This is a genomic window from Maribacter corallii, assembly GCF_047345415.1.
Classification (GTDB): Bacteria; Bacteroidota; Bacteroidia; order Flavobacteriales; family Flavobacteriaceae; genus Maribacter_C.
In genome coordinates, this window is record NZ_JBLFEP010000006.1 from 400,698 (window position 1) to 422,310 (window position 21,613).

At 40.8% G+C, this 21,613-nt stretch carries 22 protein-coding genes; 10 read left to right on the top strand and 12 right to left on the bottom strand.

The window, feature by feature from the left end; all coding sequences use genetic code 11:
- Positions 1-14 precede the first annotated feature (14 nt).
- Both ftsH and rsfS read right to left on the bottom strand, forming a co-directional pair.
- The gene (ftsH, locus tag ACKWCA_RS21630; RefSeq protein ID WP_413980336.1) at positions 15-2,003 is read right to left on the bottom strand and encodes an ATP-dependent zinc metalloprotease FtsH; all 1,989 of its coding nucleotides are present in this window, start codon (positions 2,001-2,003) and stop codon (positions 15-17) included.
- A gap of 9 nt (positions 2,004-2,012) precedes the next feature.
- Positions 2,013-2,390, bottom strand: coding sequence for a ribosome silencing factor (rsfS, locus tag ACKWCA_RS21635; RefSeq protein WP_413980337.1), 378 nt, complete (start codon positions 2,388-2,390; stop codon positions 2,013-2,015).
- Between the two features lie 92 nt (positions 2,391-2,482).
- On the opposite strand from rsfS, the gene ACKWCA_RS21640 reads away from it, so the two are divergent.
- Entirely contained in the window at positions 2,483-3,214 is a 732-nt protein-coding gene (locus tag ACKWCA_RS21640; protein ID WP_413980338.1) for a biotin--[acetyl-CoA-carboxylase] ligase, read from the top strand.
- Here the strand turns inward: ACKWCA_RS21640 and ACKWCA_RS21645 are convergent.
- Positions 3,211-3,615, bottom strand: coding sequence for an SRPBCC family protein (locus tag ACKWCA_RS21645; RefSeq protein ID WP_413980339.1), 405 nt, complete (start codon positions 3,613-3,615; stop codon positions 3,211-3,213). The genes ACKWCA_RS21640 and ACKWCA_RS21645 overlap by 4 nt on opposite strands.
- A gap of 3 nt (positions 3,616-3,618) precedes the next feature.
- A complete protein-coding gene (gene pyrE / locus ACKWCA_RS21650) occupies positions 3,619-4,260 on the bottom strand; it encodes an orotate phosphoribosyltransferase (RefSeq protein ID WP_413980340.1) in 642 nt (213 codons plus the stop codon).
- A gap of 7 nt (positions 4,261-4,267) precedes the next feature.
- On the opposite strand from pyrE, the gene ACKWCA_RS21655 reads away from it, so the two are divergent.
- The gene (locus ACKWCA_RS21655; protein WP_413980341.1) at positions 4,268-4,855 is read left to right on the top strand and encodes an NUDIX hydrolase; all 588 of its coding nucleotides are present in this window, start codon (positions 4,268-4,270) and stop codon (positions 4,853-4,855) included.
- A 16-nt stretch (positions 4,856-4,871) separates the two neighbouring features.
- Here ACKWCA_RS21655 and ACKWCA_RS21660 read toward each other — a convergent pair whose 3' ends face one another.
- The 5 genes from ACKWCA_RS21660 to ACKWCA_RS21680 form a co-directional block, all read right to left on the bottom strand.
- Entirely contained in the window at positions 4,872-6,617 is a 1,746-nt protein-coding gene (locus ACKWCA_RS21660; protein WP_413980342.1) for a M14 family metallopeptidase, read from the bottom strand.
- A gap of 192 nt (positions 6,618-6,809) precedes the next feature.
- Entirely contained in the window at positions 6,810-7,214 is a 405-nt protein-coding gene (locus ACKWCA_RS21665) for a response regulator (RefSeq protein ID WP_413980343.1), read from the bottom strand.
- A complete protein-coding gene (locus ACKWCA_RS21670) occupies positions 7,201-9,051 on the bottom strand; it encodes a PAS domain S-box protein (protein ID WP_413980344.1) in 1,851 nt (616 codons plus the stop codon). The genes ACKWCA_RS21665 and ACKWCA_RS21670 overlap by 14 nt, the downstream gene beginning before the upstream one ends.
- 150 nt (positions 9,052-9,201) lie before the next feature.
- Positions 9,202-9,657, bottom strand: a complete 456-nt coding sequence (gene coaD, locus ACKWCA_RS21675; protein WP_413980345.1) for a pantetheine-phosphate adenylyltransferase — start codon at positions 9,655-9,657, stop codon at positions 9,202-9,204.
- Between the two features lie 9 nt (positions 9,658-9,666).
- On the bottom strand, positions 9,667-10,650 hold the full coding sequence (locus ACKWCA_RS21680; RefSeq protein WP_413980346.1) for a D-alanine--D-alanine ligase: 984 nt from the start codon (positions 10,648-10,650) through the stop codon (positions 9,667-9,669).
- Positions 10,651-10,819: 169 nt separating this feature from the next.
- On the opposite strand from ACKWCA_RS21680, the gene ACKWCA_RS21685 reads away from it, so the two are divergent.
- The 4 genes from ACKWCA_RS21685 (at position 10,820) to ACKWCA_RS21700 (ending at position 13,709) form a co-directional block, all read left to right on the top strand.
- A complete protein-coding gene (locus ACKWCA_RS21685) occupies positions 10,820-11,407 on the top strand; it encodes a PASTA domain-containing protein (protein WP_413980347.1) in 588 nt (195 codons plus the stop codon).
- A 2-nt stretch (positions 11,408-11,409) separates the two neighbouring features.
- Positions 11,410-12,435, top strand: coding sequence for an RluA family pseudouridine synthase (locus ACKWCA_RS21690; RefSeq protein ID WP_413980348.1), 1,026 nt, complete (start codon positions 11,410-11,412; stop codon positions 12,433-12,435).
- Positions 12,436-12,530: 95 nt separating this feature from the next.
- Complete coding sequence (gene yaaA / locus ACKWCA_RS21695; RefSeq protein ID WP_413980349.1) at positions 12,531-13,292, top strand: peroxide stress protein YaaA; 762 nt, start codon at positions 12,531-12,533, stop codon at positions 13,290-13,292.
- 54 nt (positions 13,293-13,346) lie between these two features.
- The gene (locus ACKWCA_RS21700) at positions 13,347-13,709 is read left to right on the top strand and encodes a hypothetical protein (protein WP_413980350.1); all 363 of its coding nucleotides are present in this window, start codon (positions 13,347-13,349) and stop codon (positions 13,707-13,709) included.
- On the opposite strand, the gene ACKWCA_RS21705 is transcribed toward ACKWCA_RS21700, so the two are convergent.
- On the bottom strand, positions 13,710-13,838 hold the full coding sequence (locus ACKWCA_RS21705; RefSeq protein WP_413980351.1) for a 30S ribosomal protein THX: 129 nt from the start codon (positions 13,836-13,838) through the stop codon (positions 13,710-13,712).
- Positions 13,839-14,008: 170 nt separating this feature from the next.
- Here ACKWCA_RS21705 and ACKWCA_RS21710 point away from each other — a divergent pair, with 170 nt between their 5' ends.
- The 4 genes from ACKWCA_RS21710 (at position 14,009) to ACKWCA_RS21725 (ending at position 19,063) form a co-directional block, all read left to right on the top strand.
- Positions 14,009-14,731 carry a hypothetical protein gene (locus ACKWCA_RS21710; RefSeq protein WP_413980352.1) on the top strand — a complete coding sequence of 241 codons (723 nt, stop codon included), beginning with the start codon at positions 14,009-14,011 and terminating at the stop codon, positions 14,729-14,731.
- 2 nt (positions 14,732-14,733) lie between these two features.
- A complete protein-coding gene (locus ACKWCA_RS21715) occupies positions 14,734-15,426 on the top strand; it encodes a uracil-DNA glycosylase family protein (RefSeq protein WP_413980353.1) in 693 nt (230 codons plus the stop codon).
- Between the two features lie 324 nt (positions 15,427-15,750).
- Positions 15,751-18,297, top strand: coding sequence for a phosphoenolpyruvate carboxylase (locus tag ACKWCA_RS21720; protein ID WP_413980391.1), 2,547 nt, complete (start codon positions 15,751-15,753; stop codon positions 18,295-18,297).
- 115 nt (positions 18,298-18,412) lie between these two features.
- Complete coding sequence (locus tag ACKWCA_RS21725; protein WP_413980354.1) at positions 18,413-19,063, top strand: TonB-dependent receptor plug domain-containing protein; 651 nt, start codon at positions 18,413-18,415, stop codon at positions 19,061-19,063.
- 5 nt (positions 19,064-19,068) lie between these two features.
- Here the strand turns inward: ACKWCA_RS21725 and ACKWCA_RS21730 are convergent, their stop codons facing one another.
- Complete coding sequence (locus tag ACKWCA_RS21730) at positions 19,069-20,028, bottom strand: peptidase associated/transthyretin-like domain-containing protein (protein WP_413980355.1); 960 nt, start codon at positions 20,026-20,028, stop codon at positions 19,069-19,071.
- A gap of 37 nt (positions 20,029-20,065) precedes the next feature.
- A complete protein-coding gene (locus ACKWCA_RS21735) occupies positions 20,066-21,562 on the bottom strand; it encodes a M20/M25/M40 family metallo-hydrolase (protein ID WP_413980356.1) in 1,497 nt (498 codons plus the stop codon).
- Positions 21,563-21,613 lie beyond the last annotated feature (51 nt).

The following is a 21,613-nucleotide window of genomic DNA, read 5'->3' on the forward strand; positions in this document are numbered from 1 at the left end:
TCGCTGTTTATTCTCTATTCTTCCAACGGCGCTTCTTCAGTTAAGTCTTCTGCCTTTTGTTCATTGATTTCATCGCCATTTACTTCCTCATCACCAAAAGGTCTTTTTCCAAAGATTTTTTCAAGATCTTCCTTGAAGATAACTTCTTTTTCAAGAAGTCTTTCTGCTAAGGTGGTCAGCTTGTCTTTGTGTTCTGTTAAAACCTGAATCGCTCTTTGGTATTGCTCTTCAATTATTTTGGAGATTTCCTCGTCGATTTTTTGAGCTGTCTCTTCGCTATATGGTTTTGAAAAACCGTAGGCATCCTGTCCTGAGGAATCATAATAAGTGAGATTGCCGATTGCATCATTCAGTCCGTAAACGGTTACCATAGCTCGTGCCTGCTTGGTTACTTTTTCCAAATCACTAAGGGCTCCCGTCGAAATTTTGTCGAAGATGACTTTTTCCGCTGCTCTACCGCCTAATGTTGCGCACATTTCATCGAGCATTTGTTCTGGGCGCACGATTAGGCGCTCTTCGGGGAGGTACCAGGCGGCGCCCAAAGACTGCCCTCTAGGTACAATGGTTACCTTGACTAAGGGAGCTGCATGTTCGAGCATCCAACTTGTTGTAGCATGGCCCGCTTCATGGTAGGCAATGGTCTTCTTCTCACCAGGAGTAATTATTTTGTTCTTTTTCTCTAGTCCACCAACAATTCGGTCAACGGCATCTAGAAAATCCTGTTTTGTAACCGCTTTCTTTTCTTTTCTTGCGGCGATAAGAGCAGCTTCATTACAGACATTTGCAATATCAGCACCTGAGAATCCAGGTGTTTGCCTGGCCAAAAAGTCGAGATCTAGTTTTTCCGAGGTCTTAATAGGTCTAAGATGTACTTCGAAGATTTCCTTACGTTCGCGGATATCGGGGAGGTCTACGTAAATCTGTCTGTCAAAACGACCGGCACGCATAAGGGCCTTGTCCAATACATCGGCACGGTTTGTTGCGGCCAAAACAATGACGTTGGTATTGGTGCCGAAACCATCCATCTCGGTCAACAATTGGTTTAGGGTGTTTTCACGTTCATCATTCGAACCTGTGAAATTGTTTTTACCTCTTGCCCGCCCGATAGCGTCGATCTCATCAATGAAGATGATTGCAGGCGATTTGTCTTTAGCTTGTTTGAAAAGGTCACGTACCCTTGATGCTCCAACACCGACGAACATCTCAACGAAATCGGAACCTGAAAGCGAGAAAAATGGCACTTTCGCTTCTCCTGCAACTGCTTTTGCCAACAAGGTTTTACCGGTACCTGGAGGGCCTACCAATAGTGCACCTTTAGGAATTTTTCCACCCAATGAGGTGTATTTGTCCGGGTTTCTAAGGAACTCTACAATTTCTTCAACTTCTTCCTTAGCCCCCTCGAGTCCTGCAACGTCTTTGAATGAGGTGCGGGTATCCGTTTTCTCATCGAATAGTTTCGCTTTTGATTTGCCGATATTGAAAATTTGACCTCCGGCACCGCCTCCGCCTCCGCCCGACATCCGTCGCATGAGGTAAATCCATATACCAATGAGCAAAGCAAAAGGTAATATTCCCAACAAGAGATCCATGAAATAATTGTTGTCGGTATCGTAGTCAACAATGGTGTCTAAATTGTTATCGGTCTTGCTCTTTTTGATTTCATTTTCAAAATTTTGAAGATCGCCATAGTCCAACACATATTGCGGGGTTGCCGCTGTGGTTGGGAACATAGGTTTTTCAGAAACCGACTTATGTACATCTTTCTTCAATGCTTCTTCGGTCAAGTAAACTTTCGCTTGCCTGGCATTGGTGATGATCATTATTTTTTCAACATCCCCGTTTCTTAGATATTCCTGAAGCTCAGAGGTAGTCGTTTTTTCTTGGTTCGATAGGTTTCCGCTTCCAATAAACTGAAATCCTATGAGTACTACTGCAATTAATCCATAGATCCACCAAGAACTGAACTTCGGTTTTTTAGGATTCGTATTATTATCTTTAGCCATTATTTTTTTTTACTGATTAATGCTACTTGCTACTTCGGTAAACTTTGCGTCTCCCCAAAGTCCTTCTATATCGTAGAAATCCCTAATGTGTTTTTGGAAGACATGAACTACTACGTTAACATAGTCCATCAATACCCATTCGGCATTGTCTTGACCTTCTACATGCCAAGGTTTATCATGGATGGCTTTGCTAACTGTTTTTTGAATAGAACCTACTATGGCGTTTACCTGCGTATTTGAAGTACCATTACAAATAATAAAGTAGTCACAGACGGTATTTTCAATCTCCCTCAAGTCGAGTAAAAGAATATCATGCCCCTTTACGTCTTCAATGCCTTGTAAAATTAGTGCAATCAACTCATCTGTGCTTGCTTTTTCTTTCTGCATTCAAAAATTTTAATTTCTACAAAGTTATTATTTTTTGTTCTTTTAGCCCTAGTTTTCAATAATAGATTCTACTTTAAACTTAAGGTTTGCGCATGCACATAATCAAACTTGATGCCACCGATTCAACAAATAGCTATTTAAAAAATCTGATACGGCAGCATTCGTTGGTCGACTTCACATCCGTTATGACCGATCAACAACTAAACGGTAAAGGCCAAATGGGTGCCTCATGGGAGTCTGAACCCGGTAAAAACCTCACTTTTAGCACATTGAAAAAGTTTGATATGCTTGAGGTGTCCGATGCCTTCCTTCTAAGTATCTGTGCCTCCTTGGCTGTTGCCGATGTGTTAAAGCAATTTGCCATACCGGATGTACATGTCAAGTGGCCAAACGACATTCTGTCAGGCAGGAACAAGATTTGCGGTATTTTGGTAGAAAACCTATTACTCGGCAAACGGATCAACACCTCTATTTTTGGCATCGGCCTAAACGTGAACCAAACCGTATTTCATACAGTTTCAAACGCCACCTCAATGAAATTGTTGTTAGGTACTACTTTTAATTTGGATGATGTTCATAGCCTGATCGTACATGAACTCAAGAAGCACCTGGCCAACATGGTCGCAGGCAAGTCATCTGTTTTGCGAATACGGTACGAGCAACAGTTGTTTCGAAAAAACAGACCTTCGACATTCAAAGGCCCTGATGGAAATTCATTTGTTGGTATTATTCGCGGTGTTTCCGAGGCCGGAAAACTGCGTATTGAACAAGATAATGAGGCAATCAGAGAGTATGGTCTTAAGCAAGTTAAATTGCTCTATTAAGCGCTTTCCCCAATTTTAGATAGGTTATCGGAAAGGGTTCCCATAAAATTCGTAATCGGTGATTTGATCATCATGGCCATCATGGCATTGAACTCCCCTTCGAAACTCAATTTAACATCGGTTTGCGAATCGCCCTGATCGATGATGTCCGCGGTAAGCGTAAAGGGTAGTTTATCGCTGGCCGCACCGAGCACCAGTTGACTGAATTCAGTTTGACCTTTTCTTTCCAACACGATTTGCGGCATCCCTTTCAACGCAAATAAAAATCGATCTTCCGATAATACCTCGAACTTTTCTATGTTGTCGGGCATCAATTTTTCAAAATTCCTTAAATCCGATAAGAATTCGAAAACTTCTTTATCACCTCTGGTAATTCGCTTTTCTGGGGTTTCTATGAACATGAATTATTGTTTCCAAGCAGATGGATTTTCTCTCCATTGCATTAATGTTTGTAATTGTTCTTCTTTGATATATCCGGTTTCCGATGCTAAATTGACCAGATGTTCGTAGTCACTTAGCGTGTACAGATCAAGATGCTCCTCCTCGAAATTTTTCTTCGCCACCTCAAAACCGTACGTAAAGATAGCGACCATCCCTTTGATATTGGCTCCGCTCGACTTTAAAGCCTTAACGGCATTGAGGCTACTCTTACCGGTACTAATCAAATCTTCGATGACCACCACATTTTGATCTACCTCTAAAATTCCCTCTATTTGATTTTGCCGGCCATGTGATTTTGCCTCTGGTCTAACATAAATAAAAGGAAGCCCCAGATACTCGGCCACCAGCATTCCTATTCCTATCGCACCGGTTGCTACACCCGCAATGACATCGGGTTTGCCGTATAAAGATTCAACTTGTTTGCCTATCTGTTCACGTACATAGGTGCGAATGGGCGGGTAGGATAGAATGATTCGATTATCACAATAAATGGGAGAATTCCAGCCTGAAGCCCATGTAAACGGATTTTCCGGTTCCAATTTTATTGCATTAATTTGCAAGAGAAGCTCGGCTGTTTTTTTGGCAGTGTCTTTGTTCAAAATCATGACGCAAATGTATAAAGTTTTTGTCAATGAGTTGCCCCTCATTTTAACAAATAAACTCTCTGAAACAGCAAATAGTGAATACTTCCTACTCAATGAAGCGGCCATTCAAGATGCCATTGATGCCTTGCGCAAAAAGAAGCTGCAAGTGGCCTACATCTATCACCCGAATCACGAGGAGATCTTAAAGAAGTTCACCAAGAAAATTCCGTTGGAAGTTGCGGCCGGCGGCGTGGTCACCAATAAAAAGGGTAAGGTACTGTTCATTTATCGGAATGATAAATGGGATTTACCCAAGGGTAAATTGGATAAAGGGGAAACTATAGAAGAATGTGCTTTGCGCGAAGTGGAGGAGGAAACAGGTGTCAAAAAACTGAAAATCGAGAATTTTTTAAAGACTACTTATCATGTTTTCAAAAGGAACGGTACCTACAAACTCAAAGAGGTGCATTGGTTTGCAATGAAAACATCTTATACCGGGAAATTGATAGGTCAAAAGAACGAGGGTATCGAGAAAGTAAAGTGGAAAGGTCCGGATAAAATCAAAAAAGCACTAGAGAATTCATATACCAACATCAAGATTCTTTTTGGACATTGACCCCAAAGGGTCACAATTACTTCTTCAATACGCGGTAAACAGGATACTGCATATGGGCTGGTTCATAGTTTTCCGATTTTTTAAACAACCAATTTAATTGCGCATACCAATTGGTAGCAAATTCTGGGTCACTGGCCTTTTTCAATTCAAAGTATTCTTTCAGCTCTGGATCCTGTTCCAATAGGGCAACCGCGTTATCTTCAAAAACGTAGGGAGAGAAACCTTCTTTTTGTTGTAAAATGGTATCGAAGAAATTCCAGTTGAAGAACGAATCGGCAGCTGATGGCTCTAAGGTTTCCAGCAAATAACGTATTGCATCTTGATTGGTGGGTATGACAATATCACCTTCCATAAATCGAACGCTTTTTTGTGTAGCCTTGACGGTGGTGTCGTAATGCGGATAATGTCCTTCATAGGGGTGAGTGCGGGTTTGGAAATCTTGAATTCGATAAGATTCAACATTTAAAACCGTATCACTTTCAAGGGGTATATAAGCCACCTTGTTCATCTCCAATGCCTGCAAGGCTTTTGCCCAACCCTTTTTTAAGATGTAAAACTCCGGTATCAGTACCGAATCGGAAGGAACATAGTAATTCTGATACATGACTTCTTTTGTAAAAGGCCTGGAACGGTCATACTTTAATCTTGGGAGCCCAGTGACCTTACTTGTCAAGGTATCCGCTTCAAAACCCTTGAAATTCAAAATTGAACTGCGGGTAGTGTCCACTTTCCACTTGATGGGGTAGTGGTCCCAAGTTTTATGCCGAGTAAGTGCCGTTTGTCGTAACTCTTTTATTTTGGTGCCATCGGCTTCAGAAATAGCGATTAGGGAATTCATTAATTGATAAGTGCCCTCTACCCTTTGTTTGTAGGGCTTCAGCATGTGCGTTTCGACCATCATCCCCAAAGTGTTCCATAAAGTAGTATAGCCGGTAGAATACCTAGGGTGGTCGAAAAATTGTGAAAACCCCTGTTCAGGAACTTGATTGAAGACATTGACGTAAGGTGTGATATCCCAACTATCTTTCTCCAATGTATTTTCTAAGGCCGGCATCATTTCTGTGTGGAGGTATTGACCCAATTCACCCCCAAGCTTATCATGCTGGGTAAAGAGATGGGTCAGGGTATATTGATAATCGGCACCATTGCTCACATGGTTGTCTATGAAAATATCAGGATTTACCAAATGGAAGATCTCAGCAAAGGTCCTTGCATTTTCGGTATCGGCCTTAATAAAGTCACGGTTGAGATCGTAATTTTGGGCATTTCCCCGAAAGCCATAGGATTTAGGGCCGTTTTGATTGGCTCTTGTTGTTCTGTTTCGGTTTAGGGCGCCGCCAATGTTGTATACGGGAATGGTCACCAAAACCGTATTTTTCGGCGCATTCAATTTTCCCGTAGCCAAGTCGCGGTAGATTAGCATGGTGGCGTCAATGCCGTCACTTTCACCGGGATGAATACCGTTATTGATAAGCATGATAATCTTATCCTTTCCTATTTTTTGAAAATTGAAGTCCCCTTCGGAATTAAAGGTCACGACGTGCAATGGATACCCACTATCGGTATTTCCTATGGTCTGAATATTGATTTCCGGAAACTCTTTTGCCAATTGAATATAAAAATCGATTACCTGAAGGTAGGTAGCGGTTTCCATTCCTTCCGAAAGTTCAAAATGGGTAGGAAAGCTCACCGTTTCATCCGCCGGAGTTGATTCACAGGCCACTATGACAAAGAGCAAGAGAAACGCAACAATTGACTTCATGATTTCTTTAGATTTTACACGATAATCGAGCTTTAAAAGGCCCGACGCTTGACTGCCCGTTTGCCAAGCGGGTGTCGATTTATAAATTTAGTTTGCCTTGAATCCCTAGCGAGCGCGCCATTATCAAGAGACGGGCTTGCTTCAAGGTTGTTTGCCTCACGTAAAATTAGTCAAAAAGCTTGTGGTATGAAGTTAAGCGGCCGTAGTTATTTTCAGTAGATTTTCTCTACGGAGGGGCTTGTTGTTGAAGGTTATGGTGTGATGGGTGTTACTTGCGATTTTTTTCCATCGGTCACGATCGGTCTTGTCAATCGAAGAGGTAACGATATTGATTTTAATGCTTTGGGTTATAGGTAAGGAACTAAATTCGGTTAAAAACTGCCACCCATCCATAATCGGCATGTTGATATCCAAAAAAATTATTTTAGGAATCGGTTTAAGTGTATCGATTCTGCTTTTTATTTCATCGATGGCCAGTTTTCCGTTTCTAAAGGTATCTATACAAGGGCAGTCGACTATCGATTCCAACATCTTCTGTATTCCGAAAACGGTTATCGGATCATCATCAATGATGTATATAGAGTCAATTTTTTTCACTAAAGTATATTTTGAATGTTGTACCCTGATCTACTTCGCTTTCGACCGAAACCTTGCCGTTCATGGCTTCAATTTGATTCTTGGTGATATATAAGCCTATGCCGCGAGCATCTACGGTATCATGAAATGTTTTATACATTCCGAAAAGTTTGTCCCCGTATTTGTCAAGGTCAATACCCAGTCCGTTGTCTTGAATGCTAAGAACCCTATAGCCATTTTCGCTGACGGTACGAAGTGTGATTTCAGGTCTTCTATTGGGCGATTTATACTTTATAGCGTTGGTCAGAAAGTTCATCAAGATGCTTTCAAGATAGGCGGGAACAACATTTACAAAAACCTTGGAATCTATTTTATTGAACAGTTTGACATTATGCTTGGTAAGGTTCATTGCCAAGTTTTGCTTGACACTTCTGAGTGCTTTCGTTAGTTGAATGGGTTTTTTCTCTAGTCCTGATTTTGAACTGATGTCTACAACCTCGTTCAAATTGTCCAAGGTTTCCAAGAGATTGTCGGAAGCACTGGTCAGCATTCCCAATATTTTTTGCTTTTCGATTTCGTCCTTCTCATGAGTCAGGAAATCTAATAGCATCGAAAAATTTGCGGAGTGAGATCTGAGGTCATGCGAAACTATGTGTGCGAAGTTGAGTAGTTTTTCATTCTGTTTCGATGTTACCGAAATCAATTTTTTTAGTTTCTCTTCCTTTTGTTTCAACTCTGTGATATCCATGCTTATTCCAACGAGCCCATACGCACTGCCGTCGGTATTGATTAGTGGTATCTTTGAAGTCAAGAAAGCTGTTTTGCTACCGTCATTTTTGACATGCACCATTTCTTTTGACAGTACCGGTTTGAGGTCGTGCATTACCCTCAAATCATCTTTTCGTGACTTTTTGGCCGTTTCTTTATCTAGAAACTCGAAGTCGTCCTTTCCCAGTATTTCGGACTCTTTGGTTACCCCACAGTACTTCATTTCGGATCTATTGACCAAGATTTTTCGAGATTCAAGATCTTTAATGAATACATTCAAGGGTAAATTGTCGATCAACGTTCTGAGGTGGTATTCATTTTCCCGAGTTTTGATTTCGGACAAGGTGAGTGAGTTGATGTTCTGAATGGTACCGATAAGACCGGTAAATTCCCCATTCTTATAGATGGGTTTTCCAGATACGATGACCCATATCTCATTGCCTTTGGCGGTAATCAATTGCAATTTGCTGCTCCAGGGAGTCTGGTTGATAATTGCCCTTTGCACAGTCATGGCAATTGTATTTCGACTATGCCCTGATTTGTAGAAATTCGTTGCATCTTCAAGGGTAGGGCGATAATCAGGGGCCGTCTCGTGTATGATTTTCGTCATTTCGGACCAATACAACTCATCATCTTCCAAGCTGTATTCCCACAGGCCGATTTTAGCGATATCGGACATTTCTGTCGAAAGAATGTGAAGTTTATCGAGTTGCACCTCATTCTGCATCCGCTGGCTGGCCTTTTCACCTTGAACAATCCACCCGATAACATTCTCTTCATCATCATGCCATGCGGTTTTTTCAAGTTCAAACCATTTTTCGCTACCAGTTTCATCAAGATAGCGCCCAACTCTGGGTAAACCAGGCTCCCCGCTCAAACACTTTTTCAAAACCAACTGCCAATCTTCGGAGTGCGCACTAAAGAGATCTGTGAGCGACATTCCTATGCAAGAATCACCCATTGGTGAAAAGTCGCATATCCATTTGTCGGATGCCAGTACAATAACCCCCTTCATGTTTATGAAAGTGATTGCCTGGGGCAATTGTTTAATAAGATAGTTATTGGTATAAAGTGTACTTCTCGCAAACATCTGTATAGATAATTTCTTACAAATTAGCTATAAATACCAAGTATAAAGAAAATTTTGTTGTGAATTGGAGAAATATAGTGGTGATCGCCTCAATTTTATTGGAGAAAACTATCAATTAAGCCAAAAAAGTAAGTAAAATCCTATATGGATTTATTTTACCCTTACCGAATCGGGAACCAAACCGGTATAATCCCCTCCATTTCTGATGACATCTCTTACAATGGAAGAACTGATATAAGATTTGCCCGAGGAAGTCAGCAGAAACACCGTTTCGATTTCGGAAAGCTTACGATTTGTGTGCGCAATGGCCTTCTCAAACTCAAAGTCCGCAGGGTTCCTTAGACCTCGTAAAATGAAATTGGCATCGACTTCCTTACAAAAATCAACGGTGAGGCCTTGATAGGTCAGTACCTTGATCTTGGGTTCGTCGGCAAAAGCTTTGGTTACAAACCCCATTCGTTGCTCTAAAGAAAACATATACTTTTTTTCGGCATTGACCCCAATGGCGATGATCAATTCGTCAAACAAGGTTATACCCCTTCTGATAATATCGGCGTGACCTAAGGTAAGTGGGTCGAATGAACCGGGAAAAATCGCTCTTCTCATCCTATAAAGTTAGGGGTTTTGGTTTAATGCTTCCTCAATGGCACTTTCAAACAATTGCGATAATGAAATGCCTGCTACCCCTGCTTGTTGTGGTAATATACTCTGTTCGGTCAGCCCGGGCGTAGTGTTCATTTCAAGCATGAAAGGTTCATCACCCACAAAGATGAACTCACTTCTAGAGTATCCTGTCATTTTAAGCAGGTCATAGGCGCGTTTTGCTACTTCCGATACCTTTTCTTCTTGCGCTTTGGAAATTCTTGCAGGAGTGATTTCTTTTGATTTTCCCTCATATTTGGCTTCGTAATCGAAAAAATCATTTTCTGTAACAATCTCGGTAATGGGTAGAACTTTCGTCTTCCCTTTATATTTAATGACACCTACCGAAACTTCAATACCATCTAAAAAGGATTCGATAATGATTTCATCATCCTCCTTATAGGCTTTTTCTATGGCATCAAGAAGCTTATCCTTTTCGTATACTTTTGATATGCCAAAACTACTGCCGGCTTTATTGGCCTTGACAAAACAGGGGAGGCCCACTTTTTCTACGATCTCCTCTAGGCGAATCGTATCGCCCTCGTTGAGATAGTACGACGTCGCCGATTGAATGCCATAAGGCTTCAAGACACTTAAAAGATCCCTTTTATTAAAGGTTAGTGCCGATTGGTAGTAGTCACAGGATGTTTGAGGAATGTCGATCAAGCTAAAGTAAGCCTGCAACAAACCATCTTCTCCAGGGGTGCCATGAATTGCATTGAATACACAGTCAAATCGCAACGTATCCGATTTCAGGGATACCGAAAAATCATGTCGATTGACAGGATGTTCTTGAGTATTCTCATCAACATAGACCCACTTATCCTTCAAAATGTGAATGCGGTACCCAATGTATTTCTCGCTATTCAGGTATTTGTGCACCACATTGCCACTCTTTAAAGAAATCATATACTCACTTGAGTAGCCGCCCATGATTATGGCAATCTTTTTTTTCATTTGTATCGGGTAAAAAGCTCTGAACACATCAAAGTAAAGAAAAAAAGAAGAGGGAATGTTTCAGATAAGGCTAATTTTTTTGCTGGATAAGGAACGCTCCCCAATAATTAGTTTAGTTCTACCGTTAGTACTAGGGCATTTCCTATATTTGTCCTGTTAATACAACAGCATGCGGAATTTCTTTAAATTTCTTACGAGTAAAATCTTTTTGATACAGCTTGGGTTGGCTCTTGTGGCCTCCATCGTATTGGTTTTTGTGCTTTTGAGCTGGTTAAAGAGCACTACAAATCATGGGGATTTTGTTGAAGTACCCGATTTTTCGAAAATGTCGGTGATGGATATGCGAAAGGCCATCGAGGATGCAGACCTGCGGTACGAAGTGTTGGATTCGGCAAATTACAATCCTGATTACCCGAGATTCTCCATTATAGATCAAAACCCGAAGGCAGGAAATAAGGTGAAGCAAAACCGAAAGATTTACTTTACCGTTAACCCTTCAGGGTATAAGAAAGTGACTGTACCCAATGTCATTCAAGTTACCCAACGGAACGCGGCCTCTATGCTTAGAGCGGTTGGTTTGGATATTCAGCGAACGACGTACATTGATCAAATTGGGAAGGATATGGTCTATTACATCAAATACAAGGGTAAACAGATAAAACCTGGTGATAAATTACCCAAGACTTCAAAAGTGGAGCTGGTCTGCGGCAATGGGAATATCGGAGAGCGGGCACAGGTCAAGGCAGATTCGGAATAATTATGGGACCTGAAAATAGTCCTGAACTTCAAGAGGACGAACTTTTCGAGCATCACAAATTTGTTGCTGCCAAGGGACAAGAACCTTTGCGGGTGGATAAATTTCTAATGAACTTTATTGAGCACGCTACACGGAATAAAATTCAAAAGGCCGCCAAAGACGGACATATTTGGGTAAATGGGGCAACTGTCAAGCAAAATTATAAGGTCAAAGCGGGTGATGAAGTAAAGGTGCTTTTCGAGCATCCCCCTCATGAGTTTCTATTAGTGCCCGAGGCCATTCCCTTAGATATTGTTTATGAAGACGAAGTACTGTTAGTGGTCAATAAACCTGCGGGCATGGTGGTGCACCCTGGCCACGGTAACTACTCAGGTACCCTTATCAACGCCTTACTTCATCATACTGATAACCTGCCGACGAACAGTAATGAACGACCAGGTCTGGTGCATCGAATTGATAAAGACACGTCTGGACTCCTCCTTGTCGCGAAGACCGAAGATGCCATGACCCATTTGGCAAAACAGTTTTTTGACAAGACTTCAGAACGGGAATATGTAGCTTTGGTCTGGGGAAATCTTGAAGATGACGAAGGCACGATTACCGGCGCTATCGGTAGGCATCCAAAGAATAGATTGCAAATGCATGTGTTTCCTGAAGGTGAAACCGGTAAGGAGGCCGTAACACACTTCAAGGTTTTGGAGCGATTGGGCTATGTGACCTTGGTCTCCTGTAAATTGGAGACCGGTAGAACCCATCAAATACGGGTGCATATGAAATATATCGGTCACACCCTTTTTAATGATGCCCGATACGGAGGCGAAAAGATTTTGAAAGGCACTACATTTACCAAGTACAGACAGTTTGTTGAAAATGCCTTTAAAATTCTCCCGAGGCAAGCCTTGCATGCCAAGACCTTGGGTTTCGTACATCCTATAAGTGGCGAAATGATGCGTTTTGATTCTGAAATTCCGGACGATATGTCGAACTGTATCGAAAAATGGCGACAGTACTCAAAGCATAGCCAGTGAGGTATAGTTTATGTTGATAGTAGCATCAAAAACTCGTTTTTTACTTTATAGGATTTAAATGAAATTGCAACTACTTTTACACTAAAATAGAGGAAATGAAAATCGTAATCTCTCCGGCAAAATCATTGGATTTCGAAACGAAGTTACCCATAGAACGGTATTCACAACCGTGCTTTTTGCAACATTCAGAAAAGCTAAATAAAGTTTTGATCAAGAAAAAGCCCAAGGCCCTTTCCAAGCTAATGGGGATATCAGATAACCTGGCGCAGCTCAACTGGCAACGTAACCAAGACTTTTCTACACCATTTACTTCCGATAATGCCCGCCCAGCGGTTTATGCGTTTAATGGTGATGTTTACCAAGGGCTGGACGCCTATTCCTTAACGGAGCAAAAAATGGATAAACTACAGCATACGTTGCGGATCCTCTCGGGCCTGTATGGCATTTTGAAACCTCTAGATTTGATTCAGCCGTACCGCTTGGAAATGGGGACATCACTTAAAATCGGACGGAAAAAGAACCTTTACGAATTTTGGAAGAAGGAGATAACTACCCAATTAAACTCAGAATTGGAGGATGATGAGCTTTTCATAAACCTTGCCAGCAATGAATATTTCGGTGCTGTCGATGTCAAGATGTTAAAAGTTCCGGTAATATCGCCTGTTTTCAAAGACTGGAAAAACGACAAACTGAAAGTCATCAGTTTCTTCGCGAAGAAGGCTAGGGGATCTATGGTGCGTTATATCATCGATACCGATGCCAAGACCTTGGAGGATATTAAAGGTTTTAACTACGATGATTACATATACAGTAAAGAGCATACACTGAAGGAGACCGAACCTGTCTTTATCCGATAGAATATTTTTAGAAAGTATACGTTTTATAGGTAGTGCTTCAAAAAGTCGGTGCTTATGAAATTGATTATCTCATTTACTATTTTATGTACGGTTATTCTTTTTTCCTGTACTGATCGTGATGATAATTTAGAGGGCGTTCAGATTCGCGTTCAAAATACCACAGAAACTACTTTCAGTGAAGTAGTCATTGATAGTTTGCTCTTTCAGGATTTGCAACCTGAAGAAATCGCATTCTATCAAAAATACGATAGCCTCGTTCTTCCCAGAAGTGTTGCCTTGAAAACGGACTCCCTTGATTTTAGTATTGCGGTCGATACGATGTTAGAATTGGACTCTGTCAAATTGCACCTTTTTACGTATCGCATTAAAAGGTCATTGGAAGATGAAACGTTGGAAATCGAAATATTGAAAGACTGATTATTTTTTCTTTCTACCGCTTACTTTTTCTTCTACACTGATTCTTTTCTTGATTTTACGCGGTCTTCTTACCCCAAAAGTTCCATTTGATATTTTTCCTCTTCGAGACTTTTTATCTCCTTTTCCCATAAGAAAGTAAATTTATCGGTGTTCTCGAAAAAATCGAGTACCCTTTAGTTGTGATATCTATGTAAGTTACTGAATTGTAGTCGAAAAACAATTGCTGTACACTTAATGATTATTGGTGTTTTTGACAATATGATAGGTTGAAAACAACATGAAGTTCTTATTTTCGGACTATGTATTATTACCTGATCATTGCTTTGCAAGTATATTGTACATATCACTGCTATACCAATAGAAACAACTACTATTGGTATTTCGCCATTATTTTCTTGCCACTCATTGGCTGTCTGGCATATTTGTTTATCAACGTTGTTCGTGCCAGTGAGGTCAATGCGGTACAAGATACCATCATATCGGCAATTAATCCGAGCAAGAAGATTACCGAGTTGGAGAAGAAATTCAGGTTTTCAGAGACCTTTGAGAATCAAGTTGCTTTGGCGGATGCGTACCTCGAAGCGGGTCATTATGACAAATCGATCGAGCACTATGAGGCTTCGTTAAAAGATGTTTTTCAGAATGATTTTTATACGCTTGCCCAACTCACCGAGGCCTACTATTGCTCTTCACGATTTAATGAGGCGGTCGCTTGTGCGGAAAAAATTAGGGAGTTCCCGAAATTCAAAAAATCACGGGCAGCTTTTTTATACGCTTTAGCCATGGAAAAGATCGGTCATACAGAAGAAGCGGAAAATTTCCTGGAGGGATTCAATGCACCTTACAGTAGATATCAAGAACGATTAGAGTTGTCGAAGTTTTATATTCGGCATACCAAGATGAAAGAGGCCAAGGTAATTCTTCAAGAAATAGTCTTTGAATCGGAAAGGATGTCAAAATCGAGTTTTCGACAAAATCGACAACTGATCCAGAAAGCCAAAGAATTGTTGACCACCCTTTGAGTATGTTCGTTCACACCCATCCGTATGAACCCTTTTTATTTAAGGAAGCTACCAAGTTGATCGTAGGTACCTTACCGCCACCCAGATTTACCACAGGGGAACTGAAGCCTGAAGACGTCGATTTCTGCTACGGTAGTAAAAATGGACAGTTATGGCCCATTTTAGATCGTATTTTCAATCTAAACCTTGTATATGAAACCACAGCTTTTGCTACGCGACAGCGAACTGAGTTCTTATTGAGCCATAAAATTGGGGTTTGTGATATTGTGGAAAGTGCTATGCGTGACAAAATCGATGCTTCAGATTTGGGAATGAAAGATGCCAAACTTCGAAACATTATTGCTTATTTGAAGGACTTCAATAATATCGACACCATTTTATTCATGGGCGGCAATAGTAAAAATGGTCCGGAATATTTCTTTAGAAGACATCTTAAGGAACACGACCTCACCTTGAAGGTCGTTTCAAACATAGTGCCGAGAATCCATCAGTTTGAATTGCCCTTCAATACTACGCCAGGTTTGGATAATGGGAATATTCGAACCATACGAACCGTTTCCCTGACCGCTCCTTCGGGAGCAGCAAATAGGGCCGTCGGTAGTATGGATCTGTATAAAAAAATGAAGAATGAAAACCCAAATTTTACTACTGTTGACTTTCGAGTGATGCAATACCGCCCTTTTTTTCAGTCATGAGGTAGTGAGGTTTTGATTTTGAATTACGGAAAGGTCAAGATAAACTAAAAAGAGCCCAACCTTTGCGGATTGAGCTCTTTTACGAGAACACTATATGAAAATGAAAAAATTTACTTCTTTATTACATGATAAAACTACCACCTTCGGCTTGTGTTTCGAAAATATTGTTGTGAACTGTGTTGGTTTTGTGGTGTAGGCTGTCTATTTTGTGATTTCAAGTGATATGCCATTCAAAGATTCTCATATATTGGCGATATTTAGGCTTGAAAAAGCGTTTCCTATATTGGAGCGCATTAAAAAGAGTTTAATTTGTAATTACCTATGCTGCAACAATCGGAAAGACTGGAAGTATTCAAAAAATCGGTTAACAATAAGTTCAATATTTACAACAGCCTTTTTCTCAACTTACCCTATCGAAATATTGAGAATGTAGGTATGCTGATTCCACTGCTACTTGACCGGTGCCAAAAAGGACTCAAATCAGGACATAGCCCCCAACAGATATTGGATGATTTTTTCGAAAACTATTCCCACATTGAATCGGAGCAGGAACGTATCGACTTCATGTTCAAAATTGTGCAGTATGTGGAGCGTCAAGTGGTGTTGTACGATAGTGTGGAAGATGCCGCTTTCCCAGAGCTGCATCAACACAGCACAACACTCTCCATACGCGACTATATTCAACTTATCGAGAAGAATAAGAATTGGGAGAAGATTTCGGAAAAACTATCTACGTTCAGCGCCCGAATCGTATTGACGGCACACCCTACTCAGTTCTATACGCCTGCTGTACTGGAGATTATGGGGAATTTGAGATCTCTCATTGTAGAAAATAGAATAGATGAAATAGACATTGCATTGCAACAATTGGGTCTTACCTCTTTGATCAACGCTAAAAAACCCACGCCGCTAGACGAGGCAAAGAACATCATTTTTATTCTTAGAAATGTATATTATGACGCGGTCGGTGATCTCTATAGTTATATCAAAGAGAATATCGGCAAAGACAATTTTTCAAATCATAATATCGTCAAACTCGGATTTTGGCCTGGAGGTGATCGTGATGGGAATCCTTACGTAACGGCATCGATAACAAAAGACGTGGCCGATGAATTGCGTTTGACTTTGATGAAATGCTATTATAATGATTTGAAGGCACTGCTGCCCAAATTATCCTTTAAAGGTTTGCAAACACTCTTATTTGATTTAAGGGGCAAGCTTTATACGACCATGTTCGATGCCAGTAAAGTGATTTCATACGAGGAAATTTTAAATACCCTTTTAGAAATCAGGTCGATTCTTGTCACCAATTATCATAGCCTTTACCTCAAAGATCTAGATTGCCTGATAGACAAGGTCAAAATATTCAAAACCCATTTCGCTACTCTTGACATACGGCAAGACCACAGCAAGCATAAGCTAGTGGTTCAAGAGATTCTCAAAAAGAACGGAAATATAAAGGAAGATCTTGATGAATTGACCGAAAAGCAACTGATCGACCTCCTCTTAAAATCGGATATCAAGGCACTAGCTGCGGATTACAAAGAAGAAATTGTCAAAGACACCATTAAGAATATCCGTCAGTTAAAGACCATTCAAAATAAAAATGGGGAAGAGGGTTGCAATAGATATATCATAAGTAATTCGGAAGATATTTTTTCCGTTCTTTTCGTTTTTGGACTGTTTCGCTGGTGCGGTTGGAATACCGATGCGATTAGCTTTGACATCGTTCCTTTATTTGAGACCATGAAAGGCATGGAAAGTTCGGAAGATACTATGCAACGTCTTTTCGATTTAAAAATGTACCGTGACCATTTGAGTCGTAGGAAAGATATGCACACCATTATGCTAGGGTTCTCCGATGGAACTAAAGATGGCGGATACCTCAAAGCGAATTGGAATATTCTAAAAACCAAGGAAACCCTATCCAAGGTCTGTAAAAAGAATAAGATCAAGGCGATATTTTTTGATGGCCGAGGTGGGCCACCAGCACGTGGTGGGGGTAAAACGCATCGTTTTTACGCCGCGCAGACCAAGGACATCGCCAATAACGAAATTCAGTTGACCATTCAGGGTCAGACCATTACCAGTACGTATGGTACTAAAGAGCAATTTCGTTATAACTGTGAACAGCTTTTGACCGCAGGCCTCTCGAATAACCTATTCGGAAAGGAAAATGTAATTTCCAGAGATGATCGAAGACTTATGGAAGAGCTGGCCGAATTGAGTTTTGAGAAGTACGATGCCCTGAAGCATCACGAAAAATTCATGTCCTATCTAGAGAATATGAGTACCTTAAAGTACTATACCAAAGCCAACATCGGTAGTAGGCCTGGTAAAAGGGGAAATAAGGCCAAACTCGAATTGACCGATCTAAGGGCAATTTCCTTTGTGGGGTCATGGAGTCAATTGAAGCAAAATGTTCCCGGTTACTTTGGTATCGGTACCGCAATTCAAACCCTGAAGGAAAAAGGAAAATTGAAAGACCTTAGGAGAATGTTCAAGGAGGTGCCATTCTTCAAGGCTTTGATGCTCAACAGTATGATGTCACTATCAAAGTGTTACTTTGAATTGACGAGCTATATGGAGGAGGACCCTGAATACGGGGAGTTTTGGAAAATTCTCCATGCGGAATACCAATTGTCAAAGAAAATGCTACTTATGATTTCCAATATGGATATTTTAATGGAAAGAGAGGCTGTATCCCGTGAGTCCATAAAAATACGTGAGAATATCGTATTGCCGCTCCTGGTCATTCAACAGTACGCCTTACAGAAAATAGGACAAAAAGCAGACTTGAAGGAACTTTACGAGAAAATAGTCACCAGATCATTATATGGTAATATAAATGCCAGCCGTAACTCGGCCTAGCCTGAAAAATATTTGCGAATAGATCGAGTTTTGGAAATTTATTTGGTACTGTTTTTGTGGGTATTTTATCATCTATAGCGTGAGTTAAATTACAAATCCAAACGTATCGAAAATTATGAAAACTAAAATTTCCATTATTATTTTTTTGATGGGGACTTTGTTTGCCGTCTTACATGCGCAAAGCAAAGCTTCCAAAAGAGTTCAGGTAAAAGGCACGGTTCTCGACGCCGAAGGTTTTCCTGTAAATAAGGGCTATGTTTTCGTTGATTCATTAAAAACAGGCTTCCGTACCAATAAAAGGGGGGAGTACAAGCTTAGAATTCCGGCAGAATCCAATCTCATCAGCATTTTCTCTAAAGAAAAAGGGATGCAGAGCGCGGTTTACAACGGAGAAGAAAGTGTTGATATTACGTTTCCTAAAATCACCAATATGATGACCGAGAAGGAACTGACTGCATTGGGATACGTATTTGACACCGACGTATTTCGAAATAATGGAAAGAACGATTATTCCGAATACAATAATATTTTCCAGATAATCCGAGAAAAGTTTACCGGGGTCACCATCATCGATAATTCCTTATACATTAGAGGATTTATTGGCGGAGATCAAACTCCCTTGTACATTGTTGATGGTAACTACGTGAGCGGTATCGGCAATATCAATGTTGATGAATTAAAATCGATCGAACTTTTGAAAGGGGAAGATACTGCCTTGTACGGGGCGAGGGGCGCTCCAGGGGTATTTATTATCACATTGAAATAGGGTTCTTAATTCTCGAATACCTTGAATTCCGCACCCATACCGTAATTTTGGTGTCCTGACTGTATTAGTTTCGATTTCGAATTGTAACTTTTATCGAAAATCTGCCACTTTTTATTATTCAAGAAGACACGTCGTACAAAGGTATGTTCTAAGGGAAGTGCATTGGTGAAGGGAAGCAGCGGTCGAAATGAAGTGGAGATTTTCTGTATTCCGCGGGCGGTTTTAATTTCTCGATATTGTTTGGTCTGTGCCAAGCGACCTTTAGAATTTTCATAACCCAATACTTGAAGGGATACAAAAATTCCGTTCTCAGGTATATAAATAAATTCATCCTTAACATCGAGTTCAAAAACCTTGTCTTCGTTTTCATCTATGGAGAACACCATATTTTCGTAGCCGATTGGCTGACCAGGAAGTCCCCCTTGATTTTTATAAAAATTAACCCGAAAAATAGTCGCGAACTTACCTTTACCCTTGGTTTTATATTTTGTTTCCGCATTTATGGGAAGTAGGAGTTTTGAAATTTGAGAGGGTTTATCCTCATGGCGCTCGAATAACACGGCCACCTCACTTTCAACGGTCGGAAGCCATGAGGCAAATATATCTCCGTGGGTTTTCGGCTTTTGCTTTCGAACCTTGAATTTACCTTGTTTGGGTGCCGAAACCACTACCTCGTTCAATTGTGAAACTTCGGGTTTGAGCAAAACATCTTTGGGCAGCGCTTTGGTCAATACCATTTTTTCGGCATAACCCATTGCAGAGATGAACAAAGTGTCTACATCTTTGTAGTTCTCTTTTGCAAATACAAACCTGCCTTCTTCATCGGCGAAATTTCCAAGACCGTTGCCGAATGATATGGTCGAAAAGGAAATAACCTCTTTGTTGATACTATCGCGAACAGTAATCTGCTGTCCGTTAGTTTGAAAGGTAAGGGATAAAAATAAGATGATGATTATATAGCGCATATGCTACTTAAACGTCACAAAAGCGCGTATAGTGCGACTACTGCATTTTTGTGCTTAACAATCCATAGAAAACCCGAATGCCATAGGCAATTTGACCAATTCTCAAATTTTCATTGGGGCTATGTTGATTGTTATCCGGATTCACCATAGGAACAATGAAAGCGGGAATTTTCAATTCATTGATAAACGGTGAAATTGGTACGGTACCTCCCATAATCCGAATTTGAACCACATCTTCATTTAGAGTGGTTTTCAAGGTATTCACCAGAAAGTCACCATACGGATTGGTCAAATCGGTTCGAAAAGCATCGGTCACATTGCCTTCTGTAATCGTCATGATTTTGTCATGGGCCATACGCTGCGCTCTTGTCGGAACGGTATCCATAATATGAAAGCCCTGTTTTTTGATATGGGTTTTGACCAAATCTTTTAGTTTTCTTCCGTCACTTTCAGGGACTAATCTCAAATCAAGTTCCGCTGTGGCGGATTCAGGTACGATGGTCCGGGCCTGATCGCCAATCCATCCTGATCCCAAGCCTCGAATGTTCAACGAAGGGTATTGCAGGGCCTCTTGATAAAAAGTGCCTACTTTCTCCGGGGTTTTGATTGCCAGGTTGGTATTGATCGTGGTGGCATCGTCGGGTACACTTTTCAAAACGGACATGGCATTTTCATCCAAGGTGATTCCATCATAATATCCCTCGATGCGAACGCGCCCATCGGCGTCTTTCATTGTTGCTAGAACTTGGGCCAACTGAAAGCCTGGATTCGGGGCATAGTTGCCATAATGACCGCTGTGCTGTGGTTTCACCGGACCGTGGGTTGTTAGAGAAAGGGTAGTAATGCCGCGACAACCATAAATTATGGTCGGCTTTCCCGATACATGAACCGGCCCGTCGTTAATGACCAAAAAATCTGCCTCTAGTAACTCTCTATAGGTTTTCACGGCCTTTGGAAGGGGTTTACTGCTCCTTTCTTCCTCACTATCCAATATCACCTTGATATTGAATGGAATTTCGACCTCGTTTTCATTTAATAAATCGATTGTATTCAAGAACATGACAATCGGGCCTTTGTCGTCCGATGTAGAACGGCCGAACAATCGCCAATCATAATCAATATCCTCGTTTAGGTCTTCAAAAGCCTGATTCTTCCAATTGTCAACTTCCGGCGATTTTAATACCACTTCGTATGGATCGGGTTGATTCCATTTGCTGGGATCAACAGATTGTCCGTCAAGATGCATGTAAAACAGAATAGTCGGCTTACTATCCACCATCGGTAGAGATGCAAAGAATAAGGATTCTCCTTCGGTGGCAAGAATAGAGGAATTGAATCCTCGAGCATTAAAAGTCTTTTCAAGCCAAGTGAGATTGCGATTGATGTCGGCATGGTCTAAGGCGTCATTCGGAATTTTCACAAAACTGCGAATCTCGTTTATGGCCTGACGAACTTGCCGTTTTAGTTGTGCATCTTCTTGCGACGAAGCGCTAAAGGCAGCGAGGCATAACGCCAAGAGAAATATTTTTTTCATTTAAATGATAGTTCAAATTTCCAAGGTTAAAAGTAAGGATAAATGAAGGAT